This window comes from Acidiluteibacter sp. (assembly GCF_055129545.1).
Window position 1 is genome coordinate 18,799 of the sequence record NZ_JBSRUB010000007.1, and the last position, 13,883, is coordinate 32,681.

The following is a 13,883-nucleotide window of genomic DNA, read 5'->3' on the forward strand; positions in this document are numbered from 1 at the left end:
AACTAATACACACCAATTATCCCTTAGATATTGACACATACAGATAATTTAGTAACTGAGAATTTAGAATTGATCCAAGAATTTCCGTCTGTGATGCTCTATAAATTTTCCGGCAATAAACTCTATTTCAAATTCAAAGAAGGGTCTGACATAGAGCTGGATGAAATGATAGAACTAACCAATACTTTTATTCCATATGCTGAAAAGGGATATCGATTTCTAATCACAGACTCTAGAGTAATGAACTACAATATATCCGCTGAAGCGCGAGAATATGTGGCCAATCACAAGAGAGCGCCAGAATTGGGATTAAGAAGTGCACTGATTGTAAATAGTATCGGAACTCGTTTACTTGCTAATTTTTTTATTCGATTCAACAAACCGAATATCCCTACACGTCTATTTAACAATGAGGTAAAGGCACTAGAATGGTTGAATTCTATTGATTAAAGACTTCAAACGTATTATCGTTATAAAACACAATAATCTTTTCTATTTGCTTTCCTTTTGAAGGAGGCTTAACAGATTCATTCTTTAAAATCTGAGCACTGTCTTCTTGTTCTGTGGATTCTAATTTATTTGATTCTTCTTTTTCTATTTTAGAAGTTGTTGATTCCTGGATAGATTCTTCTAGAATTTCGTTTTCCCTTTCTGACCGAACTTCAACCTCCTTCGGGTTGGACTGTTTTCCATTAATTAACCACTGAGCATCTATTTTTGGGTAGTGCTCCATGATCTTTTGAATGAAGTCTAAACTTGGCTTATTTCTTCCACTTAATATGTGTGAAATACTAGATCTTTGCACTCCAATTTTGTCTGCAAAGCTCGAAGGTGACTCATTGTAAACCTTCATTACATATCTAAATCGATCAATTAATTCCATGATTACAAATGTAACTAATTTGAAGGTTACAAAAGTAAAATGATTCAAATTTATCTATTATATTGTTTAAAACAATTAATCTAAAACTTCAATTAAAACCATTATAGAATTGAATATTAATCTAATGATGATAATTTTATTCTGTTTAATTTTTAATATTGATAAATGTAAATTCCTTTCGAGCGTTTAATAAAAAATTGAGTTTACAATTGTAATTGCATCTGTAAATTATTCACTTCTGTAAATTATTTCGTTGTGACAAATGTAAATTAGCATCTTTTTACATTTGTAATTACCCCTGCTTAAAGTAAATCGAAACCACATTTACTCAATGGCCACGACCCTACTCTTCAACCCTTTTATTAACACATTTTATCACAGTTTTTAGACAACTCTAAAAATTACAAACCCATTAACATAAACTTAAAGTACCTTTGTCCAAAATAGAAAGAACATGACTTCATTAGCTGAAGAGAATTATTTAAAAGCGATATACAGTCTAAACCAAATTCAGCAAGGAGCTGCAAGCACAAATGCCATTGCTGAAAAACTTGACACAAAAGCGTCATCTGTAACAGACATGCTGAAAAAGTTAAGTGAAAAAAAACTGGCGAATTACACAAAGTACCAACCTGTATCACTGACTAGCAAAGGAATGACTGTAGCTATAGATGTCATTCGGAAACATCGACTATGGGAATTTTTCCTTGTTGAAAAACTAAAGTTTAAATGGGATGAAGTGCACGATATAGCAGAACAATTGGAACACATCCGCTCCTCTGCTCTAGTCAATCGCTTGGATAGCTTTCTAGATTTTCCAAAATTTGATCCACATGGTGACCCCATTCCCGATAAAAATGGAGTATTTACAAAAACTCACGACAAATTACTTTCTTCTCTTGAGATTGGTGAGGAAGCCAATATTGTAGGAGTTAAAGAACATTCCAATTCCTTTCTACAATACTTAGACACCGTAAAGCTAGTGCTTGGTACTAAAATTAAGTTATTGAATCGATTTGAATTTGATCAATCAGTGATTATTCAAATTGCTGACAAAGAAAACATTACCATTTCATTCGACATAAGTAAAAACCTATATATTAAATTGATATAATGAAAAAAATAATTTACCTCCTAGTATTATTTGCGGTTGCATGCGGTCAACCTGAAGAAAAACAAATCATAAGTGAAAAAAAACTGCCACAACCGTTAAAGATTGTTGTTACAACAAATATCTTGGGCGATATGGTGACCAATATTGTGAAAGATCAAGCTCAAGTCACTGTTCTAATGGGTGCCGGCGTGGATCCCCACTTATACAAAGCCACACAAAACGACATTCAGTCCTTAATGGATGCCGACGTTATTGTATACAACGGTTTACATTTAGAAGGAAAAATGGGCGAGATCTTTGAAAAAGTGAAAGGAAATAAGAAAGTAATTGCTGCTGCTGATGGCGTAGATCCTTCACTTTTAATTAATTCCACTCAATTCAAGGGTGCGCAAGACCCTCACATCTGGTTTGATGCCACTATCTGGTCATCTGCCTGCGAATACGTAACCAAGCAGATTGCTAGTGAAGACAGCATTAATGCTGAAAAAATAACCAACCAAGGGTTATCATACGCCAATAACTTATTAGCGATTGACACTTGGATTAAAAATAAAATCAGCGAATTACCAGAGGAAAAGCGAATTTTAATTACTGCCCACGATGCATTTGGATATTTTGGAAAAGCATATAACGTTCAAGTAAAAGGACTTCAAGGCATATCCACACTATCAGAATACGGACTTAAAGATGTTACAGATATGGTGGATTTTATTCAAAAAAATAAAATCAAAGCTGTTTTTGTTGAAACCTCTGTCAATCAAAAATCTATGGAAGCAGTAATAGAAGGCTGTAAAGGGAAAGGATATGATTTGAAAATTGGAGCGAACTTGTATTCTGACGCAATGGGAGATAAAGGAACAGCTGGAGGAACATACCTAGGAATGATAAAATACAATGTAACTTCTATCGTCAACGCATTGAAATAATGGAAAATATTGCATTAGAAACACACAACTTAACAGTAAGCTACAATCGAAAACCAGTTTTATGGAATGTCGATTTTAAACTACCGCAAGGTCAAATTATTGGCATTATTGGACCAAATGGATCGGGTAAAACTACGTTACTGAAATCCATTATGGGGCTAACTCCTTTAAGTAGTGGTTACGTCGAAATTTTCGGTCAGCAACTGAAAGATGTACGTCATCGAATAAGCTATGTTCCACAAAGAGAATCAGTAGATTGGGATTTTCCGGCGAGCGTTATGGATGTGGTATTAATGGGCAGATACAGTCCGAAAAACCTTTTTAAACGCATCAGTAAGGCCGACAAAGAGTTAGCTGTTGAAGCGTTGGAAAAAGTAAACCTACTAGAATTTAGCAATCGACAAATTTCTCAACTTTCCGGAGGACAACAACAACGTGTATTCATTGCTAGATCTTTGACTCAAAATGCCAACTTATTCATTATGGATGAGCCATTTGTAGGTGTAGACGCCTCTACAGAGCAAGCCATTTTAACCTTGATGCAAGAAATGAAAACTAAAGGTAAAACCGTAATTGTAGTTCACCATGATTTACAGACCGCTAAGGATTATTTTGACTGGATAGTTTTGCTAAACACTCGTTTAGTAGCATCAGGTCCGAAAGCTGAAATATTCAACGAAGAATTATTGCAAGAAGCATATGGGGGTAAGCTAAACGTGTTAAGTAAAGTAGGTGAACTAGTTCGCGAACATGACTTCCCTGTTCGAGAAAAAAAAAGAAAGTAAATGGATTCCTTTTTTGATTTTCTATCCTTTTCTGATCCAAATGTGCGATTTGTTGCATTTGGAACCATGCTTTTAGGAGCTGCAGCAGCTATCGTAGGCTGTTTTGCATTCTTGAGAAAACAAGCATTGGTAGGAGATGCAATCGCCCATTCTATTTTACCGGGGGTTTGTTTGGCTTTTATAATCTCAGGAACTAAAAATCCTATATACTTGCTTATTGGAGCTTCTATATCAGGATGGATTTCCTTATTGCTAGTCAATTACATTACCAACAACTCCAAGCTAAAATCAGACACTTCTATTGGCTTGGTATTGAGTGTATTTTTTGGTTTCGGAATTCTGCTATTAACTGCTATTCAACATTCAGGAAATGCTTCACAAGCCGGATTGGATAAATTTTTATTCGGAAAGGCAGCCTCTTTAACATCTGATGATGTTCAAATTTTCGGAAGCGTTGCCATTGCCTTAATTATTGTCGTTTTTATCTTTTACAAAGAATTCAAACTCATTTCATTCAATGCTGACTTTGCGAGATCTATTGGCTTACCAGTGAAATTTTTAGAGTTCGTTCTTTCTAGTTTAACTGTGTTGGCCATTGCAGTTGGAATTCAAGCAGTCGGTGTAGTGTTGATGGCTGCTTTGTTAATTACTCCTGCGACAGCTGCTCGATTTTGGACACACCAATTGTGGAAAATGATTTTAATTGCTACCATCCTTGGAGCAATTTCGGCACTTATGGGAACTTATATCAGCTTTATATATCCTTCAATGCCCACAGGACCTTGGATTGTGGTATGTTTGTCACTAATGGCGCTTACCTCTATCTTTTTTGCTCCACGAAATGGAATCTTACCTCAAATCAGACGACAGCGATCTAATCGATTGAAAATAAGAAATGAAAATGTATTGAAACTATTTTATCACCTAAGCGAAGAAAGCCAAGATTTCCATCAAGGATTTAGCTATTCCACTTTGTTGGACTCAAGAGATTTTTATCCACAAGAACTAACCAAGGGATTGGCTCACTTAAAATCGAAAAATTTATTGCGGAAATTAGGTGATCAGTGGCACCTTACAAAATCTGGTTTAGTGGAAGCTAAACGTATCATTCGATTACATCGATTATGGGAAATGTACTTAAACCAAAAGTTAAAGTTAGCGCCAGATCATGTTCACAATGATGCTGAAGCAATTGAACACATTATCACTCCTGAAGTAGAAAAATTATTGGAAAAAGAACTGAATTACCCAACCAAAGATCCGCACCAAAGTAACATCCCTTATACCGATAGATGATGAAGATAAAACACATTTTATGGTTCACTTTTGGAGTTTCAATTGCCATTATTTCATGCTCTGCATTGGCAACAAGGCCAACACCAACGATATCTATTAGCAATCGAGTTGACACCAACAATTCAGCTATTAAATCAGTTATAAAACTCTATATCAACTACTTAAACTCTTCACCCGAAATTATAAGCGATAACCCTTATTGGAATTCAACAGAGAAAGCCAAATACAAGGACTTCGACCTTTCGAGAACATCTTTATTTCACTCATTTACAGGAGAAGAAATACAACGCTACTACCCTCCCTTTATATTATCAGTAGACCCGGTAGGAGAAAAATATAGAATCAAAGTTCTTTACTCAACCAACACAACCGATCCAAAATATATTGGCTCAAAGGTTTGGGCCATTCATCAGCTATTTGCCATTAAAGAAGATAATTCGTGGGTGTTAGAAAACTCAATTCAAAACGTCACCTCGAATTGGAATACAGAAACGATGGAACATATTAAGTTCGTCTTTCCAACTTCACATCAATATTCCAACGAACGAGCAAATCAATCCAATGAATTCTGCCACATGATTTTAAAAAAATACAATCCAACTGCACTCAACTATCAGTTTAACTACTACATCACAAACGATATTGACCAAATGGGAGAATTGGAAAACTTTGATTATTACTTTGCAGGAATCACAACTGGCAAATCAAAGGAGAATATAGTAATATCCTCGATTGGCGACGAATTTTATCCACATGAATTCATCCATCAGTTATTACCTGCCAATAAACTAAGAGGCCACATTATTGAAGAAGGATTAGCTACTTATCTTGGGACCAGAGAACATAAAAAAGAGTACATTTTGAAGATGAAGCAATTGAATGATGACATACTAAACGACTCTTCCATCAACCTTCACTCTATTTTTGACCAAAAAAATCGATACAATGGTTATCAAGCTTCCTACCCTGCAGGAGCAGCAATTTGTGAATTGATAGATGAGTACAAAGGTGATTCGGGAATAAATGCATTAATCAATGGAAATACGTCAACTAATAAAGAATTAATGCAATTACTGACTGAAATACTCCAACTATCGGAGCAAGAAATAGAAACCAAATGGCAACAAGTTCTCATTAAATACTCAAGCAACTAATGGCGTCATTTTGGATCATATTAACAGGTGCATTAATTGCTGTAAGTTGCAGCTTATTGGGATGTTACCTTATTTTAAGAAAAATGGCGATGGTTGGAGATGCCATTTCACATGCTGTGCTGCCTGGAATTGTATTGGCATTTCTATTTTCAGGAAGTAGAGAAGCAATTCCAATGCTGATTGGAGCGGCTTGCTTGGGCGTTCTCACAACCGTTATCATTGAGCTATTTCACAAAAAAGCAAGACTTCAATCCGATGCTGCTATTGGAATCACCTTTACCTGGTTGTTTGCAATAGGAATCATTTTAATTTCGTTCTTCGCTGACAATATCGACCTTGATCAAGATTGCGTTCTATATGGAGAAATCGCAATGGTTCCTTTGGACATGTTGAGAACTGCAGCGGGAACTGCGCTAGGGCCTCGTCCCGTTTGGATAGCAGGTGTTACATTAGCAGTCATTATTTCATTCATAATTATCGGCTACAAAGGATTATTTATCACTACATTCAATGAAGAATACGCCAAAGCGATTGGAATAAGTGCTGCTTTTTGGCATTATGCATTAATGAGCTCTGTTTCATTAACAACAGTTGTTGCTTTTGAATCAGTTGGCGCTATTTTAGTCGTTGCTTTTTTGATCGTTCCTGCTGCTACCGCTTACTTAATTGTCGATGATTTAAAGAAAATGTTACTTATTTCTGCCTTATTTGGCATCTTATCGGCGATAAGCGGATACTATATCGCTTATGCAATAAATGGCTCGATAGCTGGTGCTATGGCTACTATGACTGGAGTGTTTTTCGGAATCGTCTTTACTATTCAGAAAATTAGACAGAAAAAAGCAACCCAAATTCCCAACTTTTAGTTTAATTTTAGGTTCTACAATTGAATTTTCAAACCATTAGTTATGATAAAAAAACAACTCGCTTTATTGTTTTCCGCTTATTTGACAGTGAATTGTGTAAATGCTCAGCTTCCAGACTTTAGCACTCACGATTGTAAATCACATATATTAAGTTCAAAATCAACAATAAAGAACAACGAAAAATCCAATGCAAACTCATCCAATTACGATGTAAAATACTATCGACTAAACATTGATGTTGACCCAGCTGTGCTGTACATCAAAGGCGATGTAACGATGCATTTTGTTGCAAGTCAGAACAATGCAGGCACTATAGAAATGGACTTGTTAAATTCATTAACTGTAGATTCAATAAAGTACAACAATTCAAACATCTCGTTTATGCATTTGTCAAATGATGTGTTGCGGGTGATTTTTCCAACAAATTTACAAATCGGCACATTAGACTCAATTCAAATATTTTACAAAGGCGTCCCCACTGGTGGTGGTTTCGGTTCATTTATAACTCAAGCACACAATGGAACTCCTGCTATGTGGACCTTATCTGAACCTTATGGCGCGAGAGATTGGTGGCCCTGTAAACAAACATTGACCGACAAAGCAGATTCAATTGATTTTATCATTACCAATCCAGTCGCGTATATTGCAGCTTCAAACGGGCTTTTGATTGCTAGAGATACCATCAATTCTAAAACTAGAAGCCATTGGCGCCACAGATACCCAATTACAGCTTATTTAGTGGCTTTTGCGGTCACCAATTATACGATCTACTCTGATTACTTAATAAAAGGAACCGACTCCTTAGAAATCTTGAATTACGTTTATCCAGAAACCTATTCGACCGCAGTTACACAAACACCAATTACAGCTGATTTAATAGCGCTTTTTGATAGTTTATTTATACCGTATCCTTTTAAAGACGAAAAATACGGTCATGCTCAATTTGGTTGGGGTGGCGGAATGGAACACCAAACGATGAGTTTTATGGTTAATTATAGTTTTGGTTTAGTAGCACACGAATTAGCTCACCAATGGTTTGGCGACAAGGTAACTTGTGGTACTTGGCAAGACATCTGGCTGAATGAAGGTTTTGCATCCTACTTAACAGGATTGAGTTATGAAAATATACAACCACAGTTTTGGAACAATTGGAAGAGTTCAGCTTCAAATTCTGCTACTTCCCAGTTTGGAGGCTCTGTATTCGTAACAGACACAACGAGTGTAAACTCTATATTTAGTAGTCGTTTATCATACAATAAAGGCGCCTATATATTACATATGTTAAGATGGAAAATGGGAGATTCTGCTTTTTTTCAAGGTTGCAGAAACTATCTAACTGATCCTGCATTGGCTTATGGATATGCAAAGACTGCTCAATTGAAACAACATCTAGAAGCGAGTTCAGGATTGAATTTAACTGAATTTTTAGACGATTGGTATTACGGACAGGGGTATCCAAATTATCAAGTATCATACAACCAACTTGGGGCTACAACTGATATCAACATTAGACAAACATCATCGCATTCGTCTGTTAGCTTTTTTGAAATGCCTGTTCCTATTTATTTTGAAGGACCAAACGGAGCAGACACTACAATTGTTTTAGATCACACTTTTACTGGTCAGACATTTAATGTTTCAATTCCGTTTCCAATAACCAATGCCACCTTTGATCCTGAACAATGGATTTTAACGCGTAACAATACGATTACTTCTATCGCAGACCTTGGAAGTGTATCAAACAAGATGCGCTTCTACCCTAACCCTGCAAAAGACTTTGTATCCATTGAGTTTAATAACCAAAACACTAAGGTTCTTTCTTTAGAAGTTTTTAACGCTATTGGTCAAAGCGTTTTGTCATCAATTAATTTGAATCAAATTGATGTTACACCTTTCGATGCAGGCATCTATTTTGTAACTGTGACTACCGATCAAGGCATAATCAAAAAGAAGTTAATTGTAGAATAATACAGACATTTTGTCAACTAAAATGGTCTTTTTCTCAAAAAAGACCATTTTTTTATGCCATTATTTCCGATTTTAAGCCTTTTTGTGGATTGGGTAATGAATTGATAATACCATCTTGACGAGTAAAAACTAACTTAACAGACCACGATATGAATTTTAATAATTTCACAATAAAGTCCCAAGAAGCAGTGCAAAATGCACAGCAGCTTGCGATGGAAAATGGACAACAAGCCATTGAAACAGGCCATATCCTTAAAGGAATATTCAATGTTGATGAAAATGTAAGCCCTTACCTATTTCAGAAATTAGGTGTTAACATCACCAATGTACAGCAAGCGCTAGACAGAATTGTCGCTTCTTACCCGAAAGTAAGTGGTGGCGAAGCTTACTTATCTAAAGGGTCTAATAAAGCGTTGCAATTAGCCTCCTCCTATTTAAAGAGCTTTGGAGATGAATACGTTTCTTTAGAGCATTTACTGTTAGGAGTTCTCAATAATTCAGATCAAATTGCACAATTACTAAAAGATAGCGGAGTCAATGAAAAGGACTTAAAGAAAGCAATTGAAGAATTACGAAAAGGAGAAAAAGTAACTTCCGCTTCACAAGAAGAAACCTACAACGCCTTAGAGAAATATGCCATCAACTTGAATAAAATGGCGGCTTCAGGAAAATTAGACCCAGTAATTGGTCGAGATGAAGAGATTCGTAGAGTATTGCAAATTTTAACACGCAGAACCAAGAACAACCCTATTCTAATTGGTGAGCCTGGAGTAGGTAAAACAGCTATTGCAGAAGGAATTGCACATCGAATTGTAAACGGTGATGTGCCTGACAACTTAGCCTCAAAAAAGATTTTCAGTTTAGATATGGGAGCTTTGGTGGCCGGAGCAAAATTCAAAGGAGAATTTGAAGAGCGATTGAAATCAGTAGTAAAAGAAGTAACTTCTTCAGCTGGTGAGATCATTTTGTTTATCGATGAGATTCATACTTTAGTTGGTGCTGGAGGTGGCGAAGGTGCAATGGACGCCGCAAACATTTTAAAGCCTGCTCTAGCAAGAGGTGAATTAAGAGCCGTAGGTGCCACCACTTTAAACGAATACCAAAAGTATTTTGAAAAAGACAAAGCATTGGAACGACGTTTTCAAAAAGTGATCATTGATGAGCCGACTACAGAAGATGCGATTTCTATCTTAAGAGGAATTAAAGACAAATACGAGACACACCATAAAGTTCAGATAAAAGATGAGGCAATAATTCAAGCTGTAGAGCTTTCTCAGCGATACATCACTGACCGTTTTTTACCGGACAAAGCCATTGATTTAATTGATGAAGCTGCTTCTAAGTTGCGAATGGAAATCAATTCAAAACCCGAGGAATTGGATGAGTTGGATCGAAGAATCATGCAATTAGAAATTGAGCGAGAGGCCATTAAACGTGAAAAAGATGAAAAGAAGATTTCTTTACTTTCTGAAGAAATCGCCAACCTTTCTGAGAAGCGTGACGAGCTAAACGCCAAATGGCAAAGCGAACGCAGCCTAATTGATGGCGTTCAAAAAGCAAAAGAAGCCATCGACCAATACAAGTTGGAGGCTGAACAAGCGGAACGTGCAGGAGATTATGGAAAAGTAGCTGAAATTCGATATGGAAAGATAAAGGATGCAGAAACTGAATTGGAGAAATTCAAGCAATTAATGAAGGAGAACAAAGGAAAGTCCACTTTAATTAAAGAAGAAGTAGATGCTGAAGAAATCGCTTCTGTAGTTGCGCGTTGGACTGGAATTCCGATCAGTAAAATGTTAGAGAGTGAGCGTCAAAAGTTATTGCGCTTAGAAGATGAGTTACACAAACGTGTTGTTGGACAGGATGAAGCAATTGTTGCGGTTTCTGATGCCATTCGGAGAAGCAGAGCTGGTTTACAAGACCAAAAGAAACCAATCGGATCATTTATCTTTTTGGGAACAACAGGGGTTGGTAAAACGGAATTGGCGAAAGCGTTGAGCGACTATTTGTTTAACGACGAAAACGCAATGACGAGAATTGATATGAGTGAGTATCAGGAGCGCCATGCTGTTTCAAGGTTGGTTGGAGCGCCTCCCGGATACGTTGGATATGATGAAGGTGGTCAGTTGACGGAAGCGGTTAGAAGACGTCCCTACTCCGTGATTTTATTGGATGAAATTGAAAAAGCCCATCCAGATGTATTTAACGTCTTGCTTCAAGTGCTCGATGATGGACGATTGACCGACAATAAAGGCCGATTGGTAAATTTTAAAAATACCATCATTATTATGACTTCGAACTTAGGCTCCAACATTATACAAGAGAATTTTGAAGGCATAACTGAGGCTGAGTTTGATCATGTATATGAGAAAACAAAAACAGATGTCTTCGGGTTATTAAAAACGGCCATGCGCCCTGAGTTTATTAACCGGATTGACGAAACGATTATGTTTACTCCATTGAGCAAAAAGAATTTAATTCAGATTGTTAAAATTCAATTGCAACAGGTTGTGAAAATGGCAGCTAAGAACGAAATCAACTTAAGCTTCTCTGACGAAGCTATACAATATATTTCAGACGAAGGTTTTGATCCTCAGTTTGGTGCAAGACCTGTCAAGCGAGTGATTCAGAAAAAGGTATTGAACGAGTTGTCGAAACAAATTTTAGCAGGAAAAGTTCAAAGTGGCGACACCATTGTTATGGATGTCTTTGATGAGCAAATTGTTTTTAGAGCACCTATTGAAAAAGAAGTAGTTAGTTAATAATAGTTAGATTGGTTTAGTCCCTTGGTTTACATTCAATCAAGGGACTTTTTTTTGTCCAGACCCCTCCTTTCTTCAATATCAAAAGCGACAGTTCCACTCAAAAAAATGGCAATCAACCACTTTATACATTCCATAGAAATGACTACTTTCACGACTAGTAAAAAATGGAAAAAATACACGCATATCTCCGTCAATCAAAGAACGCTAACAGAATAGTTCTATTAGTGTTATCTATTATTGCTGTTGTTTTTTATTGGTCATCGATGTCCCTTTTTCCAACTCATGTTCACGCATGGACTCAATCAGATCGGTTAGCTATAGCAATGTGTTTTCAACAAAATGGATTTGATTTTTTCCATCCATGCAATTTTAATTTAATTACTACTCAAGGAATCACTGCAATAGACTTTCCTGTTAGTGAATACATAGTTGCAGGTATTTCAAGTATTTTTAATTGGGACATTATTCTTTTATTTCGATCTTACATTCTCATTTTAGGATTGATAGGTTTATATTTCGTTTATCGCTTTTTTGCTTTATTTACTTCTGATGGATTAAAAGGAATAGTCATGATGCTATTCACTTTCTTAGCTCCATTTTACGCCTATTACCTCAATGGATTTTTACCTTCTATTCCTGCGTTTACTTTTCTTTTTATTGGCCTATACTATATACTAAACAATTGGAATGCAAACAACAACAAGCATTATTTAATTGGAATTGGATTTCTTACGTTAGCCGCATTAATTCGCTTACCTTTTGTCATTCCATTGTTTGCCTTTCTTTGCTTGAAAGTTTGGTTAAGCATAAAAGAAAAAAACAAAATAACACAGCTTATTCTACCTTTCTTTGGCATTGTTTTAGTCACAGGTTATTGGTTCTACAATCAATATTTAGCAACGATTTATGGTTCCATTTTCTTAAGTAAATTTCTTTCCATTGATTCCTTTGAAACTTTATCAATTACTTTAAGTGAAATTAAATTACATTGGGCCAGTGAGTACTTTAGCCCTTATCACTACTTAATTATTATTGGTATAATCTGGATTATAATATGGAAGACTGTAAATCCATTTAACCCAAGTACGATTCAGAATAAGCTGTTTCGTTTCTCTATGATTTATTTGATCGGTTGCATGGTGTTTTTTATTTTAATGGGTCAACAATTTGTAGATCACGATTACTATTTCATAGATACTTTCTTTCCTGCCATATTGTTATTAATCGGAATTTGTCTTTCTTATATCACAATTAAAGCTGAATATAGAAATTTGGCTGCTACCCTATTTGTAATTTTCACTATCAATATGGTTATTAACACCAAAACAATCCTAAACGAACGATACAAAACCCACAAAATAGATCGAGAAAAAATTGCCTACCGTGCATTCAAAGACGCTAGAATCTTAATGGATAAAATCCAAATTCCTGAAAGTGCAACAGTTTTAGCAATGGATGCAGTCACTACTAACAGCCCATTTATTCTAATGAATCGAAATGGTGTTGCCATTCTAACAACAGACTCAACAAACATTAAAAATGGATTAGACCTTCAATTGGATTATGTTGCCATGATTGATACCTTCTTATTTTCAGATGTGTATCTTAATTATCCAAACATCATAAGAGAATTGGATTTAGTCGATCAAACCTCTAAAGTGCGTTTATTCAGACCGACTACTGACATTAACTCGATTGGGTTTTTCAAACAGCTTTACCATTACAGTCAACTTGATTTTAATAATACTGAAGATTCTATTCCAAAAGGATATAGCAATATAACACCAAATAAGGATCAGCAACTAGAATTAAACGAGCACATTGAATACGGATTAACCTACAGCCAAATTCTTAATCGCAACGACTCTACCCCCATTGATGTGGTGATTGATGCTGACGTTTGGATGCCGGACACCAATTCCACAGCCACTTTAGTGGTTAGCTTTGGTGATTTTTACGAACCTTATTATATTCAAAACAATATAGATACAACTGGAGTTTGGGAACATATTCAATTCAGAACTCAATTGCCATTCAAAAAACAAGAAGAATTAAAAGTGTATTTCTGGAACGCAGATCGAACGTATATGAAATACGACAATTTTAAATTACTAATTGCCAAATAA

At 35.8% G+C, this 13,883-nt stretch carries 11 protein-coding genes; 10 read left to right on the forward strand and 1 reads right to left on the reverse strand.

Annotated elements, in window-relative coordinates:
• Positions 1–30: 30 nt before the first annotated feature.
• Positions 31–450 carry a DUF7793 family protein gene (locus ACTB0X_RS02765; RefSeq protein WP_463023458.1) on the forward strand — a complete coding sequence of 140 codons (420 nt, stop codon included), beginning with the start codon at positions 31–33 and terminating at the stop codon, positions 448–450.
• On the opposite strand, the gene ACTB0X_RS02770 is transcribed toward ACTB0X_RS02765, so the two are convergent.
• The gene (locus ACTB0X_RS02770; protein WP_463023459.1) at positions 440–883 is read right to left on the reverse strand and encodes a helix-turn-helix domain-containing protein; all 444 of its coding nucleotides are present in this window, start codon (positions 881–883) and stop codon (positions 440–442) included. The genes ACTB0X_RS02765 and ACTB0X_RS02770 overlap by 11 nt on opposite strands.
• Positions 884–1,337: 454 nt before the next feature.
• Between ACTB0X_RS02770 and ACTB0X_RS02775 the strand changes: the two genes are divergently transcribed.
• The 9 genes from ACTB0X_RS02775 to ACTB0X_RS02815 all read left to right on the forward strand — a co-directional run bounded on the left by ACTB0X_RS02775 (position 1,338) and on the right by ACTB0X_RS02815 (position 13,883).
• Complete coding sequence (locus ACTB0X_RS02775; protein WP_463023460.1) at positions 1,338–1,997, forward strand: metal-dependent transcriptional regulator; 660 nt, start codon at positions 1,338–1,340, stop codon at positions 1,995–1,997.
• Positions 1,997–2,923, forward strand: a complete 927-nt coding sequence (locus tag ACTB0X_RS02780) for a metal ABC transporter solute-binding protein, Zn/Mn family (protein ID WP_463023461.1) — start codon at positions 1,997–1,999, stop codon at positions 2,921–2,923. The genes ACTB0X_RS02775 and ACTB0X_RS02780 overlap by 1 nt, the downstream gene beginning before the upstream one ends.
• Positions 2,923–3,708: a metal ABC transporter ATP-binding protein gene (locus tag ACTB0X_RS02785; protein WP_463023462.1), complete on the forward strand. Its 786-nt coding sequence runs from the start codon at positions 2,923–2,925 to the stop codon at positions 3,706–3,708. Before ACTB0X_RS02780 ends, ACTB0X_RS02785 begins: the two co-directional genes overlap by 1 nt.
• Positions 3,709–5,004 carry a metal ABC transporter permease gene (locus ACTB0X_RS02790; protein WP_463023463.1) on the forward strand — a complete coding sequence of 432 codons (1,296 nt, stop codon included), beginning with the start codon at positions 3,709–3,711 and terminating at the stop codon, positions 5,002–5,004.
• On the forward strand, positions 5,001–6,158 hold the full coding sequence (locus ACTB0X_RS02795) for a hypothetical protein (protein WP_463023464.1): 1,158 nt from the start codon (positions 5,001–5,003) through the stop codon (positions 6,156–6,158). Before ACTB0X_RS02790 ends, ACTB0X_RS02795 begins: the two co-directional genes overlap by 4 nt.
• Positions 6,158–7,024 (forward strand): metal ABC transporter permease, encoded by an 867-nt coding sequence (locus tag ACTB0X_RS02800; RefSeq protein WP_463023465.1) that lies wholly within the window; start codon positions 6,158–6,160, stop codon positions 7,022–7,024. The genes ACTB0X_RS02795 and ACTB0X_RS02800 overlap by 1 nt, the downstream gene beginning before the upstream one ends.
• 42 nt (positions 7,025–7,066) lie before the next feature.
• A complete protein-coding gene (locus ACTB0X_RS02805; RefSeq protein WP_463023466.1) occupies positions 7,067–8,992 on the forward strand; it encodes a M1 family aminopeptidase in 1,926 nt (641 codons plus the stop codon).
• Positions 8,993–9,141: 149 nt separating this feature from the next.
• Positions 9,142–11,754 (forward strand): ATP-dependent chaperone ClpB, encoded by a 2,613-nt coding sequence (gene clpB, locus ACTB0X_RS02810; RefSeq protein WP_463023467.1) that lies wholly within the window; start codon positions 9,142–9,144, stop codon positions 11,752–11,754.
• 167 nt (positions 11,755–11,921) lie between these two features.
• Positions 11,922–13,883, forward strand: coding sequence for a hypothetical protein (locus ACTB0X_RS02815; RefSeq protein ID WP_463023468.1), 1,962 nt, complete (start codon positions 11,922–11,924; stop codon positions 13,881–13,883).